The organism is Streptomyces sp. NPDC048462 (assembly GCF_043200175.1).
Taxonomy (GTDB): Bacteria; Actinomycetota; Actinomycetes; order Streptomycetales; family Streptomycetaceae; genus Streptomyces.
On record NZ_JBICXG010000002.1, the window covers coordinates 654,162 to 669,631 of the forward strand.

Here is a 15,470-nt window from a genome sequence, read left to right on the forward strand (position 1 = left end):
CGAGACGCGGCGCGTCTCAATGGAGGGGCGGGCGCTCAGGAGGACGGCGTGGGCAGGGCGCTCTCCGCGACGGCGAGTACCGCACGCAGGGCGGCGGACGGGTTGTCGGCCCGCCAGGCGAGCGCCGCCTGGCGCCGGATGGGCGGGCCGGCGAGCGGGCGGTAGACGAGTCCGTTCTGCTGGATGTGCTGGACGGAGGTGACGGTGAGGGTCACCCCGACGCCCGCGGCGACCAGCGCCAGAATCGTGTACGAGTCGGGAGCCTCCTGCACCACCCGGGGGTTGAACCCGGCGGCCTCACAGGCCCCCACCATCGCGTCGCGCACGGTGGAGCCGGTGTTGGCGGGGAACGAGACGAACGGCTCCTCGGCCAGGACGCCGATGGAGACGCTGTCCGCGGCGGCGAGCGGGTGGTCGGACGGGAGTGCGCAGACCAGCTCCTCCTCGTCGATCACCCGGTGGGCCACGCCCGGCTGGGTCACCGGCAGCCGGACGAACCCCAGGTCCAGCGAACCGTCGGCGACCCGTGCCAGCGCGACGTTGGCGTAGGTCTGGCCCGTCATCACCAGCTCGATGCCGGGGTGGGCGGCGCGCACCGCCCGGGTCAGCTGGGGCAGCGTCTCGTGGCTGGAGGCGCCCGCGAAACCGATGCTGACCCGGCCGTACTCGCCCCGGCCCGCGGCCTTCGCGGCCCGTACCGCGATGTCGAGGTCGTCGAGGACCGTCCGTACCGGCTGGAGGAACGACTCCCCCGCACTGGTGAGCCGCACCGAGCGGGTGTTGCGCTCGAAGAGCTGGACGCCGAGCTCCTTCTCCAGCTGCCTGATCTGCTGGCTCAGCGGCGGCTGCGCCATCTGGAGCCGCTTGGCGGCCCGGCCGAAGTGCAGCTCCTCGGCCACGGCGACAAACGCGGACAGATGACGCAGTTCCATACCCACTCCCTGCCTCGGGGTCATTGATCAGGTCATTGATTAATCAGTCGTCTTGATCCGACCTTAATTTGGTATTGGACAGCAATCAATGGCCGCTGACACGGTGGGGCCACGCGCACGTGCCGCAGGGCGCGCGACGACACACACGCACCGGAGGAGCACCGTGGCCACGACGGACCCGACAGACGGCGGGCAGCCCGGCCGGAAGGACAAGACGATGTCGATGAGGGCGGCGATCGCCGGCTTCGTCCACGACGGTGACACCGTCTGCCTCGAAGGCTTCACCCATCTCATCCCGACCGCCGCCGGTCACGAGATCATCCGGCAGGGCCGCCGGGACCTGACCGTCGTCCGGATGACCGCGGACATCGTGGTGGACCAGATGCTCGCGGCCGGGTGCGTGACGCGGCTGGTCTCCTCGTTCGTCGGCAACTCCTCGGCCGGTTCGCTCGGTGAGCTCCGGCGCCGCGTCGAGAGCGCAGACCCGGCACCGCTCGCCTTCGAGGAGTACAGCCACTACGGGATGATCTGCCGCTACCTCGCCGGTTCCCAGCGGCTGCCGTTCTATCCGCTGCGCTCCTACGGGGGCAGCGATCTGCCGTCCGTCAACAGCGCGCTGCGCAAGGTCACCTCGCCCTACCCGGGCCCGGACGGCGAACCCGAGCAGATCTACGTCGTACCGCCCGTCAACCCGGACGTGACGATCATCCACGCGCAGCGCGCCGACCGCGGCGGCAACACCCAGATGTGGGGACTGACCGGCATCCAGGCCGAGGCGGTGTACGCGGCGAAGAAGGCGGTCGTCGTCGTGGAGGAGATCGTGGACGAGGCGGTGATCCGCTCGGACCCCAACCGCACCCTGGTGCCCGCCCACGCGGTCGACGCCGTCGTCTGCTGCCCGCGCGGCGCGCATCCGTCCTTCGCACAGGGGTACTACGACCGGGACAACGCCTTCTACCGGGCCTGGTCGCACATCAGCAAGGACCCGCGCCGGCTCCAGGACTGGCTGGACGAGTGGGTGCGCGGAACGGCCGACCACGCGGAGTACGTCGAGAAGCTCGGCGCGGAGTTCTGGGCCGGCCTCGCGGTCGGAGAGGCACTCAGCGAGCCGGTGAACTACGGGCGGCGGCTGTGAGCGCCGCCCGGCTCGCCACGGATCCGCACACGGGACACGAGAAGGAACGGCTCATGACCACCACCGCACCGGGCACCATCACCTCCTCCGAGCTGCTCTCCGTCGTCGCCTCCCGCGAACTGGCCGCGCGCCGAACGGTGTTCGCCGGAATCGGGCTGCCGACGCTCGCCACCGAGCTGGCCCATCTGACGGTCGCCCCGGACATCGAGGTGGTGTACGAGTCGGGGGTCTGCGGCGCCCACCCCTCGCAGCTGCCGGAGACCATCGCCGACGCCGTACTGATCACGGGGGCGGAGGCGGTGATCCCGATGCCCATGCTCTTCGGCTGTGTCCTCCAGGGCGGCCACATCGACGTCGGCTTCCTCGGCGCCGCGCAGATCGACCGCTGGGGCAGCCTCAACACCTCGGTGATCGGGGACTGGGCGAGTCCCTCGGTCCGGCTGCCGGGCTCCGGGGGCGGCGTCGAGGTGATGGCCAACTCCCGCGAGGTCTTCGTGGTGATGCGCCGCCACAACCCCCGTTCCTTCACCGCGGAGCTGGACTTCTGCACCACGCCCGGCCCCGACCGCGCCCTGGCCGAGGGCATCCGGCCGCTCGGCGCCGGGGTCACCCGCGTCATCACCGAACTGGGCATCCTGGCCCGCGCGGGGGTGGGCGAGGAGCTGCGGCTCGTCGCCGTCCACCCGGGCGTCACCGTCGGACAGGTCCGGGCGGCCACCGGCTGGGACCTCCGGGTCGCCGACACGGTCGAGGAGGTGCCGCCCCCCACCCGGGAGGAACTGCGGCTGCTGCGCGAGGATGTCGACCCGGACCGCGTGTACCTGCGCTGACCCGCACGACCCGCCGGATCCACAAGATCCACGGGATCTCCTGTCCCCACCCCGAGAGGACCGTGACTGCCATGCGTATCAGGATCGTCGGAGCCGGAGCCATGGGCCGAGGCATCGCCCAGTGGGCGGCCGTGGCCGGACACACCGTCGAACTGTGCGACCTGCGGCCGGAGGCGGTGACCGAGGCGGCCGGCTTCGTGCGCGCCATGCTCGAACGGGCCGTGCAGAAGGGCCGGATGGCCGCCGGGGACGCGGCGGCAGCCGTGGAGCGCCTCGTCCCGCTGGCGGACCCGTGGGCCGGGGGACCGGAGGTCGAGCTGGTCATCGAGGCCGTACGGGAGGACCTCGCGACCAAGGCGGAGGTCTTCGGCCGGCTGGAGCGGGCGCTGCCCGCGGCGGCCGTCTTCGCGACCAACACCTCCTCGCTGTCCGTGACCCGGATCGCCGCCACGCTGGAGGACCCGACGCGCCTGGCCGGGCTGCACTTCTTCAACCCGGTGCCGCTGATGCGGATCGTCGAGGTCGTGCCCGGCGCGGCCACCCGGCCGGACATCCCGCCGCTGCTCACCGGGCTGGTGGAGAGCTGCGGCCACCGCGCGGTCACCGTGGCGGACACACCCGGCTTCCTCATCAACCACGCCGGGCGCGGACTCGCGACGGAGGCGCTCGCGCTGCTGGAGGAGAACGTGAGCGACCCGGCGGGCATCGACCGGATCGCCCGGGACGTACTCGGCCTGCGGATGGGCCCGTTCGAGCTGATGGACCTCACCGGCCTCGATGTGACCGCTGCGGTCATCGACTCGATCTGGGAGGGCTTCCGCCACGAGGACCGGCTGCGCCCCTCCTACCTGACCCCGAACCGGGTGGTGGCCGGCCTGCACGGCCGCAAGACCGGACGCGGCTGGTTCCCGTACGGCTCCGAGGCGCCCGCACCTGCCGAGGAGGCACCGGTCACCGGCGACGCGGACCGCCCGGTGCACGTCTTCGCCGCCGCGCCCGGCGACCGGGACGCCGCCGCGCTGCGCGAGGCGCTGACCGGTGCGGGCGCCACGGTCGAGTCCGGTCCGCAGCCGTCGGCCGGTGCCCTGGTGCTGGTTCCGGTCTGGGGCACCACGGTCGCATCGGCGGTCGCCGCGCACGGGCTGCCCGCCGGGCGCACCTTCGGTGTGGACCCGCTGCCGGCGGCCGGCCGGCGCCGGGTGCTCGCCGTGACACCGGCCGCGCGACCGGCGGCCGCGCGGGACGCCCGCGCGGTGCTGGCACGGGCGTCGGAGGGCGCCGCGCCCTTCGCGGTGTCGGTGGTACGGGACACGGCGGGCACGGTCGCCCAGCGGCTGCTCGCCTCCATCGTGTCGGTCTCGGCGTCCATCGCGGAGCGCGCCCTGGCGGCCCCGGCCGACATCGATCCGGCCGTCACGACCGGTCTCGGCTACCCGGTCGGGCCGCTGGCCTGGGGCGACCGGATCGGCGCGGCCCGGATGCTGGAGCTGCACCGCGCCCTGTACGCGGCGACCGGCGACCCGCGCCACCGCCCGACCCGCTGGGTCACCGAACGTGCCGCGCTGGGCCTGGCCCTGACCGACCCCGGCACGTCCCCGGAGCAGTGCCTCGGGGCCGTGCTGGACGCACCTGGGGCGGTGTGACGGGGGCCGGGCACGACCGATTCGTACAAGACCGTCGGGGGATGCCCGGCCTACGGTCGGATCATGACTCCACGACTTGACGCGATCGGCATCACCACCGCGGATCTGCCCGCATCGCTCGCCTTCTACCGCCGGCTCGGCCTCGACATCCCCGCCGACGCGGAATCCGCACCCCATGTCGAAGTGACGCTCCCGGGCGGACAGCGCCTGCTGTGGGACACCGAGGACGTCGTGCGCTCCTTCGACCCCGAGTGGCCGGGGACGAAGGGCGGTGAGCGCCTCGGTCTCGCCTTTCTCTGCGACAGCCCGGCGGAGGTCGACGCGGTGTACGCGGACCTGACCGCCGCCGGGCACCCGGGCCATCTGGAGCCGTGGGACGCGGTGTGGGGGCAGCGGTACGCCGTCGTCCTCGACCCGGACGGCTGCGCGGTCTCGCTGTTCGCCGCCGCCTCCTAGGAGGCGGCGAGGTACCCGGTCAGGGTGGTGCCGGCCAGTTCACGCATCTCCCGGGCGAGATGCGCCTGGTCGGCGCAGCCCGCCGCGAGCGCGGCGTCCGCGTAAGGCGTTCCGGACCGTACGAGGGCCAGTGCGCGCTGCAGCCGCAGGACCCGGGCCAGGGTCTTGGGGCCGTATCCGAAGGCCGTGAGGGAGCGGCGGTGCAGCTGGCGGGTGCCGAGACCGGCCGAGCGGGCCGTGTCCGCGACGGACCGGCCCGCGTCCAGCTGCGCGGCGACGAACGTCATCACCGGGTCCGGGGGTGCGGTGCCGGCCGCTCTCCGCAGGGCGATCTCCTCCAGGGCGGTGGCCGGGTCGGCGGCCGAGGCGACCCGTTCGGTGAGCTCGCGGACCTCCGCGTCCGGCCACAGCCCGGCCAGCGCGATCCGGCGGTCGCGCAGCTCGTGCGCCGGTACGCCGAGCAGGGCGGGCGCGGTGCCGGGCGCGAACCGGATGCCGGCGACGCTGCCCCCGTCGCTCACCGAAGCGGGTCCGGCGTGGGTGTCCGGGCCCGCGACGAGCAGGCTGCCGCCGATCCAGAGCAGGTCCATGCAGCCGTCCGGCAGCACCGGGTGCACCGAGCCCGGGTCCACGCTCAGGGTCCACACCTTCGCGCCGTCCAGTCCCGACGCGCGCTCTTCGTACCGGTCGCCCATGCCACTAGTCTCGTCCAAGGACGGACGCGACGGAAAACAGGCGGAATCGGCATCCCCGGGGGCGGTCATGGCGGCTTTGATGGAGTTCACCACCGACAGCGGCGCGACGGTGACGGTGGAGGTCGACCGGCACGCCCCGGGTGCGCGGCTGGTATCGCGGGACGGGAACGCCCTGGCCCGGTCCGGGCGCACCTTCGACCATGCGCTCCAGGGGATCCGGGCGGCGGCCGAATCGGCGCTCGCGGTGTTCCGGGACGGCTCGCTGAAGCCGGACGGGGTGGAGATCGAGTTCGGTGTGAAGATCACCACCGAGGCCGGGGCCGTGATCGCGAAGAGCGCGGTGGAGGGCCATCTGACGGTCAAGCTGTCGTGGTCGCCCGGTTCCGCGCCGGAGCCGCAGCCCGTACTGCCGGCGCAGGCCGCTCAGCCACCGCAGGCCCCGCCGGTGCCTCCCGCCCCTGCCGCCACCTGACGGCGGCGCTCATTCGCCGGGCTGGTACGGCTTGTCCGGTTCCTTCTCGCGGCTCGGCTGGAGCCTGGACTTCACGTCGTCGGGCGGCAGGAACCGGGACCACCGCTCCGGGAACTCGGACGGCATGTAGGGGCTGTCCCCCTCGTCCCCCTCGTCGTCCACGTCCTCGTCCCAGCTCTCCGCCTGAGTACGGGCCACGAACTCCGCCGCCTGGACCGCGCGCACCCGGTCGTTGGCCGCACGTGCCGCGGCCGTGGCCACCGAGGGCCACACCCGGTCGATGGCCGCGTTGACGGCGGCGCCCACCAGCACCGCGAACGCGGAGACGCCGATCCACAGCAGTACGGCGATCGGTGCCGCGAGTGAGCCGTAGATCGTCGGTCCCTCGACCGTACTGGTGAGGTAGATCCGCAGCAGGAAGCTGCCCAGCACCCAGATCGCGAGCGCCATCAGAGCGCCCGGGGTGTCCTCGATCCAGGGCGAACGGACGGGGACGGACACGTGGTAGAGCGTCGTCAGGAAGGCGATGGACAGCAGTATCACCAGGGGCCAGTACATGACACTTATCAGCTCGGTGCCCCAGGGGATGTACTCCACGACCCGGTCCGGGCCGACCACCAGGAGCGGCAGCACGATCGCGCCGAGCAGCAGCGCCACCACGTACAGCAGGAAGGCGAGCATCCGGGTCTTGACGATGCCGCGCTGGCCGTCGAGCCCGTACATCACGGTGATGGTGTCGATGAAGACGTTGACCGCGCGCGAGCCGGACCAGAGAGCGATCGCGAAACCGATCGAGATGACGTCGGGCCGGGCCCCGGTGGTGACGTCCGCCAGCAGCGGTTTGGCGAAGTCGTTGACGCCACGCTGGGAGAGGACGGTCTGCGCCGCGCTGAGGATGTTGTTCTCGATCGAGGCGACCGTGGTGGTGCTGGTCCACTCGTCGACGTAGCCGAGCAGGCCGATCAGGCCCAGCAGCAGCGGCGGCAGGGAGAGCAGGGTGAAGAACGCCGCCTCGGCCGCGAGCCCCAGAATGCGGTACTCCATGCACGAGTTGACGGTGTCCTTGAGCAATTGCCAGGCCATCTGCCGCTTGGAGACGTTGCGGTAGAGGACTCGCGCCCGGTGGAGCCGGCCCGGTGGCCGCTCGGGTGTTTCATTTGCTGCCTGCACGTCCTTACCGTATCGGCATGGCAGCCACCACCCACACAGTGTCCAACCAGCCCCCTCCCCTGCTCGGCTACGACGTCTTCTCCGCGGACCCCGCACTCACCGAGGCCGTGGACCGGCACCTCCCGCCGGACCTGCTCGAAGAGGCGCGGGCCGGGCTGGTCCGGCTCGGCCTCTCCGCCGGTTCCGCGCAGGCGCAGCGGTGGGGTGCGCAGGCGAACGAGAACCCGCCCCGGCTGCGTACCCATGACCGGTACGGGAACCGCGTGGACGAGGTGGAGTTCCACCCGGCCTGGCACCGGCTGCTGGGCCACGCGGTCTCCGCCGGGCTGACCGACGCCTGGGACCGGCCGGGCGGACACGTTCGCCGGGCGGCCGGATTCCTGGTCTGGACGCAGGCCGAGGCGGGCCACGGCTGCCCGCTCTCGATGACGCACGCGGCGGTGCCCGCGCTGCGGACCGACCCGGCGGCGGCCGCCGAGTGGGAGCCGCTGCTGACCTCGCACGTGTACGAGGAGGGGCTCCGCCCGGCCGGGGAGAAGGGCGGGGTGCTCCTGGGGATGGGCATGACGGAGAAGCAGGGCGGCACGGACGTCCGGTCGAACACGACGCGCGCCGAGCCGCTGTCCGCCGAGGGCGAGTACCTGCTCACCGGGCACAAGTGGTTCTGCTCGGCGCCGATGTCCGACGGCTTCCTGGTCCTGGCGCAGGCGCCCGGCGGTCCGACGTGCTTCCTGCTGCCCCGGGTGCTGCCGGACGGCACCCGCAACGCGTTCGCGATCCAGCGGCTCAAGGACAAGCTGGGCAACCGGTCCAACGCCTCGGCCGAGGTCGAGTTCGACGGCACGTGGGTGCGCCGGATCGGTGAGGAGGGGCGCGGGGTGCGCACGATCATCGACATGGTGGCGGCGACCCGGCTCGACTGTGTGACCGGCTCGGCCGCGCTGATGCGGCAGGCGGTGGCGCAGGCGGTCCACCACGCCTCGTACCGGAGCGCGTTCGGCGGCCTGCTGGTCGACAAGCCGCTGATGCGCAACGTGCTGGCCGATCTGGCGCTGGAGTCGGAGGCGGCCACGGTGCTGGCGATGCGGCTGGCCGCCGCCTACGACGCCGGGACGGAGAGCGAGGCGGCGTTCCTGCGGATCGCGGTGCCGGCGGCCAAGTACTGGGTGACGAAGCGGTGCGCGCCGCTGGTGGGCGAGGCGCTCGAGTGCCTGGGCGGCAACGGCTACGTGGAGGAGTCGGGGATGCCCCGGCTGCTGCGTGAGGCGCCGCTCAACTCGATCTGGGAGGGCTCGGGGAACGTGCAGGCGCTGGACGTCCTGCGGGCGCTGCAGCGTGAGCCGCTGGCGCTGAACGCGTTCCTCTCGGAGGTCGGCCTGGCGCGCGGCGCGGATCACCGGCTGGACCGGGCGATCAAGGACCTGCTGACGGAGCTGGCGGATCTGGCGGGGATCGAGGCGCGGGGCAGGCGGCTGGTGGAGCGGATGGCCCTGGTCCTGCAGGGCTCGCTGCTGGTGCGCTGGGCGCCGCCGGAGGTAGCCGACGCGTTCTGCGCGTCACGGCTGGGCGGGGACTGGGGCTCGGCCTTCGGGACGCTGCCGCACACCCTGGACCTGGCCTCGGTGGTGGAACGGGCCCGGCCCGTGGAGCGTTGAGCGCAGAGAGCCGGTCCGTGGACGGGCCGTCGGGACAGCAACGGGAGGTGGTGCTGCGCCGACACGGCACCACCCCCCATGCTGTACACACCGGGCTTCGGGCCGAGGCCGCGTCGTCCGGTGTACCGCCACTCTTGTACGGACCGGGGACCGTCGCCAGAGTTGCAGAGGGTTGCAACCATTGTGTGGAGTTGCGACATCGGGACCCCGGCAGCGGCAGGATGGGGCCCGCGGCCTTGACACGGTAAACAGAGGCTCCAGGGGGGATCCGGCATGGAGGCAAGTCCTGTCGATGTGATGCGGCTGGCGGTCCGGGAGTCGGACCGGGCCACCCGCCTGATCCACCGGGCCCGCGAGGCGCGGCTGGCCGGTGAACGCATGCCGCTGGCGCCCCGGGCCGAGATCGGGAACTCGTGGAACCGGGTGCTGCGCAGCGGGGTCGATCCGGAGAAGTCCACCCACAGCGTGCTGCTGGAGCCGGACGAGATCGAGCACCGGCGCAGGAGCTCCACGCTGGGTGAGGTGATGCCGCTGCTCGGGGACGCCCTGACGGCCATCGCGGACGCCTCGCAGCAGATCATGGTGGTCACCGATGTGGAGGGCCGGGTGCTGTGGCGCCAGGGCAACACGGGGGTGCTGCGCCGGGCCGACGACATCTGTCTGGCCGAGGGTGCCGCCTGGTCGGAGGAGAGCACCGGCACCAACGCGATCGGCACGGCGATCGCCTCGCGCGCCCCGGTGCAGGTCCACTCCGCGGAGCACTTCGTGCGCAGTCTGCACGGGTGGACGTGCGCGGCGGCCCCGGTGCGTGATCCGCGTGACGGCCGGCTGATGGGGATCGTCGACATCAGCGGCCCCGCGACCACCTTCCATCCCACCACGCTCGCCCTGGTCGGCTCGGTGGCCCGGCTGGCGGAGAGCGAGATCCGGACCCGGCATCTGGAGTCCATCGACCGGCTGCGCTCGGTGGCGGCGCCGATGCTGTGCCGGCTGGGCGGCCGGGCGCTGGCCGTGGACGCCAACGGCTGGCTGGCGGCGGTCACCGGGATGCCGCCGGTGGACCGGCTGCCGCTGCCGAAGTCCCTGCGGCCGGGCCGGGTGTGGCTGCCCTCGCTCGGGATGTGCCGGGTGGAGCCGCTGCCGGGCGGCTGGCTGGTGCAGGTGGCGGACGGCACGATGGACAGCCCGCCGCGCCGGGTGGTGCTGGATCTGAGCCGGCCGCGCGGCCTCGCGGTGAACGTGGTGAGCCCGGTGGGCACCTGGACGCAGCGGCTCTCCCCGCGCCACGCCGAGCTGCTGTTCGCGCTGGCGCTGCACCGCGAGGGGCGTACCGCCTCCGAGCTGGCGCAGGACATCTTCGGCGATCCGACCAGGACGGTGACGGTGCGGGCCGAGATCTCCCGGCTGCGGCGCCATCTCGCGGAGGTGCTGGCGCACCGCCCGTACCGCTTCGGTGACGGGGTCGAGGTGGAGGTGATCCACCCGGAGCACCCGGGCGATCTGCTGCCGCGCTCGAACGCCCCGGTGGTGACGGCGGCGCGCAGCGACCGGTGAGCGGCGTTCACGCAGGTCGTGGGCGTCCGTCTGCCGGGACCGGCTTGGGCCGGGGGCGCGGGGCATGGTTTTCTGGCGGTCATGAGCAACCCCGCGCGCCCCGCCGAACCGACCGCCGAGGTGACCGTCTGGTCCCTGGAGCAGACTTCGCCCGCTGATCTGCGGCCCTCCGCCGTGCCGGAGGGGGATGTCCGGATCGTCCGGTCCGCTATACCGCTGCCCGAGTTCAGCCGCTTCCTCTATACGGCGGTCGGCGGCGACATCCGGTGGACGGACCGGCTGTCGATGACGTACGCGCAGTGGCAGGAAGCGCTGGAGCGGCCCGGCGCGGAGACGTGGGTGGCGTACGCGGACGGGACGCCGGCCGGGTACATCGAGCTGGACCCGCAGGACGACGGCGCGGTCGAGATCATGTACTTCGGGCTCATCCCGGCGTTCCGGGGGCGCCGGATCGGGGGCCATCTGCTCTCGTACGGGGTGGCCCGCGCCTGGGACCTGGCGCAGCGGTGGCCGCAGCGTCCGGCGACGAAGCGGGTCTGGCTGCACACCTGCTCGAAGGACGGGCCGCACGCCATGGACAACTACCTGCGGCGCGGCTTCCGGCTGTTCGACACCAGGACCGAGACGGAGCCCGAGGTGGCGACTCCGGGTCCGTGGCCGGGTTCCGGCCGGGAGCTGCTTCCGTAGCCCGACGCCCGTAGGAAATGCACGTGGTTGTCCGGTTATCCAGGTGGCCGGGCGCCCGTCATCGCAGTGACGGGCGCCACAGCGTCTCATCTGGTGGGACAGTCTCGTCCACATCATGGATAGTGGTGGACTGCTCCGAGATTCGCGTGACACGCTTCCGTCATGCCTGGAACTGGAATTGCCTTGGTGAGTCGACGCCACGTCGACCTCGGCCGCATGTCCAGCGCCATCTGTCCGGCGAGCTGAGAGTCTCCAGCACCGCCGCGATCCCTTTTTCTCTGCAAACCCTGCGCACCGCCGCGCCCAGACGCGAGTGTGCAGTTCAGAGCCGCCCTCCCGCAGTCCCGAAGGACGTACTGTCATGGCCGCTACCCCGGAACAGCCTGCGCCCGCCGCACCTCGCCGCAAGGCGGGACGCCACCGTGGCGAAGGTCAGTGGGCCCTGGGGCACTACACCCCTCTCAACGGCAATGAGCAGTTCAAGAAGGACGACGACAGTCTCAACGTGCGGACACGCATTGAGACGATCTACGCCAAGCGCGGCTTCGACTCGATCGACCCCAACGACCTTCGCGGACGCATGCGCTGGTGGGGCCTCTACACCCAGCGCAAGCCCGGCATCGACGGCGGCAAGACCGCCGTCCTGGAGCCGGAGGAGCTGGACGACCGGTACTTCATGCTCCGGGTCCGCATCGACGGCGGTCGCCTGACGGTGGCCCAGCTGCGGGCGATCGGCGAGGTCTCGCGGGACTACGCACGGGGCACCGCCGACGTCACCGACCGGCAGAACATCCAGCTGCACTGGATCCGCATCGAGGACGTCCCGGCCATCTGGGAGAAGCTGGAGGCCGTCGGCCTGTCCACGACGGAGGCCTGCGGCGACTGCCCTCGTGTGATCATCGGCTCCCCGGTGGCGGGGATCGCCGCCGACGAGATCATCGACGGGACCCCGGCGGTCGACGAGATCCACGACAAGTACATCGGCAGCAAGGAGTTCTCCAACCTGCCGCGCAAGTTCAAGACCGCGATCTCCGGCTCGCCCGTGCAGGACGTGGTCCACGAGATCAACGACATCGCCTTCGTCGGCGTCGTCCACCCCGAGCACGGCCCCGGCTTCGACCTCTGGGTCGGCGGCGGCCTCTCGACCAACCCTCGGCTCGCCGAACGCCTTGGCGCCTGGGTGCCGTTGGACGAGGTCTCCGACGTCTGGGCCGGAGTCGTCGGGATCTTCCGGGACTACGGGTACCGGCGGCTGCGCACCCGCGCCCGGCTGAAGTTCCTGATGGCCGACTGGGGACCCGCCAGGTTCCGCCAGGTGCTGGAGGACGAGTACCTGAAGCGGCCGCTGGTCGACGGCCCCGCCCCCGAGCAGCCCAGCAGCCGCTGGCGCGACCACGTGGGTGTCCACGAGCAGCAGGACGGGCGTCGCTACGTCGGCTTCGCCCCCCGGGTCGGACGCGTGGACGGCCCCACCCTGGCCAGGATCGCCGACCTGGCCGCCGCACACGGTTCGGACCGGCTGCGCACCACCGTCGAGCAGAAGATGCTGATCCTCGACGTGGAGCCGGACCGGGTCGACTCCCTGGTCGCCGGCCTGGAGGAGCTCGGCTTCCAGGTGAAGCCGTCCCCGTTCCGCCGCGGCACGATGGCCTGCACCGGCATCGAGTACTGCAAGCTGGCGATCGTCGAGACCAAGGCGCGCGGCGCCTCGCTCATCGACGAACTGGAGCGCCGGATGCCGGAGTTCGACGAGCCGCTCACCATCAACATCAACGGCTGCCCCAACGCCTGCGCCCGCATCCAGACGGCCGACATCGGCCTCAAGGGCCAGCTCATGCTGGACGGCGCGGGCAACCAGGTGGAGGGCTACCAGGTGCACCTGGGCGGCGCGCTCGGCCTGGAGGCCGGCTTCGGCCGCAAGGTCCGCGGCCTGAAGGTCACTTCGGACGAACTGCCCGACTACGTGGAACGGGTGCTCGGGAACTTCCAGAAGGAGCGCGAGGGCGACGAGCGCTTCGCGACCTGGGCGGCGCGGGCCAGTGCGGAGTCGCTGTCATGAGCGAGCGCGCCGCACCGTTCCACTGCCCCTACTGCGGTGACGAGGACCTGCGCCCGCACGAGTCGGGGCACGGAGCCTGGGAATGCGCCTCCTGCAACCGAGCGTTCCAGCTGAAGTTCCTGGGCCTGCTGACCCGGGGACTGGCGCGCAACGACGTTGAAGGGGACGAGATATGACGGACACCCTGAAGATCGAGGAGCTCACGTCGCAGGAGCTGAGGGAGCTGGCCGAGCGGGCCGGCCGCGAGCTGGAGGACGCCTCCGCACCGGAGATCCTGCAGTGGGCCACCCGCACCTTCGGACCCCGGTTCTGCGTCACCTCCTCGATGGAGGACGCGGTCGTCGCCCACCTCGCCTCCCGGGCCCTGCCCGGCGTGGACGTGGTCTTCCTCGACACCGGCTACCACTTCCCCGAGACGATCGGCACCCGCGACGCGGTGGAGGCGGTGATGGACGTCAACGTCATCACCCTGACCCCGCGCCGGACCGTGGCCGAGCAGGACGCCGAGTACGGGCCGAGGCTGCACGACCGGGACCCCGACCTCTGCTGCAAGCTGCGCAAGGTCAAGCCCCTCGAAGAGGGCCTGACCTCGTACACGGCCTGGGCGACCGGGCTGCGCCGCGACGAGTCCCCCACCCGGGCGAACACCCCGGTGGTCGGCTGGGACGAGAAGCGGCAGAAGGTCAAGGTCTCGCCGATCGCCCGCTGGAGCCAGGACGACGTGGACGCCTACGTGGCGGAGCACGGAGTACTCACCAACCCGCTGCTGATGGACGGTTACGCCTCGGTGGGATGCGCGCCCTGCACCCGCCGGGTACTGGAGGGCGAGGACGCACGCGCCGGCCGCTGGGCCGGCAGCGGCAAGACCGAGTGCGGGCTGCACGGCTGATGACGACTGATCAGGAGACTTCGATGAGCGTGACGGAGACGGGAGCCACCATCTGGCTGACCGGTCTGCCGAGCGCGGGCAAGACCACCATCGCCCGTGAACTCGCCGGGCAGCTGCGCGGCGAGGGCCACCGCGTGGAGGTCCTCGACGGCGACGAGATCCGGGAGTTCCTCTCCGCGGGCCTCGGCTTCTCCCGCGAGGACCGGCACACCAACGTGGCCCGGATCGGCTTCGTCGCCGGACTGCTGGCGGCCAACGGCGTGAAGGTGCTCGTCCCGGTCATCGCGCCGTACGCGGACAGCCGGGAGGCGGTCCGCAAGCGGCACCAGGCCGAAGGCACCGCGTACCTGGAGGTGCACGTCGCGACTCCGGTCGAGGTGTGCTCGGTGCGCGACGTGAAGGGGCTTTACGCCAAGCAGGCGGCGGGCGAGATCAGCGGGCTGACCGGGGTGGACGACCCCTACGAGGCTCCCGAGTCGCCGGACCTGCGGATCGAGTCGCACCGGCAGTCCGTGCAGGAGTCCGCGGCGGAGCTGTACGCGCTGCTGAGCGAGAGGGGTGCAGCGTGACGACCGTCGCGACTGTGTCGGAAGGCACCGACAATCCGTACGCACTCAGCCACCTGGACTCCCTGGAGTCGGAGGCGGTGCACATCTTCCGTGAGGTGGCGGGGGAGTTCGAGCGGCCGGTGATCCTGTTCTCCGGCGGCAAGGACTCGATCCTGATGCTGCACCTGGCGCTCAAGGCGTTCGCGCCCGCGCCGGTGCCGTTCACGCTGCTGCACGTGGACACCGGGCACAACTTCCCCGAGGTCCTGGAGTACCGCGACCGCACGGTCGCCGAGCACGGGCTGCGGCTGCACGTCGCCTCCGTCCAGGAGTACATCGACGCCGGGAAGCTCCGTGAGCGCCCCGACGGCACCCGCAACCCGCTGCAGACCGTGCCGCTGACCGAGGCGATCCAGCGGCACCGCTTCGACGCGGTGTTCGGCGGCGGCCGCCGCGACGAGGAGAAGGCGCGCGCCAAGGAGCGGGTCTTCTCGCTGCGCGACGAGTTCTCCCAGTGGGACCCGCGCCGCCAGCGCCCCGAGCTGTGGCAGCTGTACAACGGCCGGCACGCCGCCGGTGAGCACGTCCGGGTGTTCCCGATCTCCAACTGGACCGAGCTCGACGTGTGGCAGTACATCGAGCGCGAGGGCATCGAGCTCCCGCAGATCTACTTCGCCCACGAGCGCGAGGTCTTCAGCCGCTCCGGCATGTGGCTGACCGCGGGCGACTGGGGCGGCCCCAAGGA

The 15,470-nt window shown here is 72.1% G+C and carries 17 protein-coding genes; 14 read left to right on the forward strand and 3 right to left on the reverse strand.

All coding sequences use genetic code 11. The annotated features are described in order from the left end of the window. Window positions 1-35: 35 nt before the first annotated feature. Window positions 36-932, reverse strand: coding sequence for a LysR family transcriptional regulator (locus tag ACGFU6_RS06055; protein ID WP_393608323.1), 897 nt, complete (start codon window positions 930-932; stop codon window positions 36-38). 217 nt (window positions 933-1,149) lie between these two features. Here ACGFU6_RS06055 and ACGFU6_RS06060 point away from each other — a divergent pair, with 217 nt between their 5' ends. The 4 genes from ACGFU6_RS06060 (at window position 1,150) to ACGFU6_RS06075 (ending at window position 4,996) form a co-directional block, all read left to right on the forward strand. After that, window positions 1,150-2,067 carry a CoA transferase subunit A gene (locus tag ACGFU6_RS06060; RefSeq protein ID WP_393608393.1) on the forward strand — a complete coding sequence of 306 codons (918 nt, stop codon included), beginning with the start codon at window positions 1,150-1,152 and terminating at the stop codon, window positions 2,065-2,067. Between the two features lie 53 nt (window positions 2,068-2,120). Beyond that, complete coding sequence (locus ACGFU6_RS06065; RefSeq protein WP_393608324.1) at window positions 2,121-2,897, forward strand: CoA-transferase subunit beta; 777 nt, start codon at window positions 2,121-2,123, stop codon at window positions 2,895-2,897. Between the two features lie 71 nt (window positions 2,898-2,968). Then, entirely contained in the window at window positions 2,969-4,540 is a 1,572-nt protein-coding gene (locus ACGFU6_RS06070; RefSeq protein ID WP_393608326.1) for a 3-hydroxyacyl-CoA dehydrogenase, read from the forward strand. A 63-nt stretch (window positions 4,541-4,603) separates the two neighbouring features. Continuing rightward, complete coding sequence (locus ACGFU6_RS06075) at window positions 4,604-4,996, forward strand: VOC family protein (protein ID WP_393608327.1); 393 nt, start codon at window positions 4,604-4,606, stop codon at window positions 4,994-4,996. Here the strand turns inward: ACGFU6_RS06075 and ACGFU6_RS06080 are convergent. Continuing rightward, window positions 4,993-5,691: a DUF6597 domain-containing transcriptional factor gene (locus tag ACGFU6_RS06080; protein ID WP_393608329.1), complete on the reverse strand. Its 699-nt coding sequence runs from the start codon at window positions 5,689-5,691 to the stop codon at window positions 4,993-4,995. The genes ACGFU6_RS06075 and ACGFU6_RS06080 overlap by 4 nt on opposite strands. Window positions 5,692-5,758: 67 nt before the next feature. Here ACGFU6_RS06080 and ACGFU6_RS06085 point away from each other — a divergent pair, with 67 nt between their 5' ends. Beyond that, window positions 5,759-6,163, forward strand: coding sequence for a CU044_2847 family protein (locus tag ACGFU6_RS06085; protein ID WP_393608331.1), 405 nt, complete (start codon window positions 5,759-5,761; stop codon window positions 6,161-6,163). Between the two features lie 9 nt (window positions 6,164-6,172). Here the strand turns inward: ACGFU6_RS06085 and ACGFU6_RS06090 are convergent, their stop codons facing one another. Further along, a complete protein-coding gene (locus ACGFU6_RS06090; protein WP_393608332.1) occupies window positions 6,173-7,333 on the reverse strand; it encodes a YihY/virulence factor BrkB family protein in 1,161 nt (386 codons plus the stop codon). A gap of 17 nt (window positions 7,334-7,350) precedes the next feature. Between ACGFU6_RS06090 and ACGFU6_RS06095 the strand changes: the two genes are divergently transcribed. The 9 genes from ACGFU6_RS06095 to cysD form a co-directional block, all read left to right on the forward strand. After that, on the forward strand, window positions 7,351-8,988 hold the full coding sequence (locus ACGFU6_RS06095) for an acyl-CoA dehydrogenase family protein (RefSeq protein ID WP_393608333.1): 1,638 nt from the start codon (window positions 7,351-7,353) through the stop codon (window positions 8,986-8,988). A gap of 273 nt (window positions 8,989-9,261) precedes the next feature. Continuing rightward, window positions 9,262-10,542, forward strand: a complete 1,281-nt coding sequence (locus ACGFU6_RS06100; RefSeq protein ID WP_393608334.1) for a GAF domain-containing protein — start codon at window positions 9,262-9,264, stop codon at window positions 10,540-10,542. An 81-nt stretch (window positions 10,543-10,623) separates the two neighbouring features. Beyond that, entirely contained in the window at window positions 10,624-11,229 is a 606-nt protein-coding gene (locus ACGFU6_RS06105) for a GNAT family N-acetyltransferase (RefSeq protein ID WP_393608336.1), read from the forward strand. Window positions 11,230-11,391: 162 nt separating this feature from the next. Then, window positions 11,392-11,475: a putative leader peptide gene (locus tag ACGFU6_RS06110; RefSeq protein ID WP_310739661.1), complete on the forward strand. Its 84-nt coding sequence runs from the start codon at window positions 11,392-11,394 to the stop codon at window positions 11,473-11,475. A gap of 115 nt (window positions 11,476-11,590) precedes the next feature. Next, a complete protein-coding gene (locus tag ACGFU6_RS06115; protein ID WP_393608340.1) occupies window positions 11,591-13,288 on the forward strand; it encodes a nitrite/sulfite reductase in 1,698 nt (565 codons plus the stop codon). After that, on the forward strand, window positions 13,285-13,464 hold the full coding sequence (locus tag ACGFU6_RS06120; protein ID WP_393608341.1) for a hypothetical protein: 180 nt from the start codon (window positions 13,285-13,287) through the stop codon (window positions 13,462-13,464). Before ACGFU6_RS06115 ends, ACGFU6_RS06120 begins: the two co-directional genes overlap by 4 nt. Continuing rightward, a complete protein-coding gene (locus ACGFU6_RS06125) occupies window positions 13,461-14,177 on the forward strand; it encodes a phosphoadenylyl-sulfate reductase (protein ID WP_393608343.1) in 717 nt (238 codons plus the stop codon). Before ACGFU6_RS06120 ends, ACGFU6_RS06125 begins: the two co-directional genes overlap by 4 nt. Window positions 14,178-14,200: 23 nt before the next feature. Next, the gene (gene cysC, locus ACGFU6_RS06130; protein WP_393608345.1) at window positions 14,201-14,746 is read left to right on the forward strand and encodes an adenylyl-sulfate kinase; all 546 of its coding nucleotides are present in this window, start codon (window positions 14,201-14,203) and stop codon (window positions 14,744-14,746) included. After that, on the forward strand, window positions 14,743-15,470 hold a 728-nt coding region (gene cysD / locus ACGFU6_RS06135; protein ID WP_393608347.1), incomplete at its 3' end, for a sulfate adenylyltransferase subunit CysD. The genes cysC and cysD, both read left to right, overlap by 4 nt.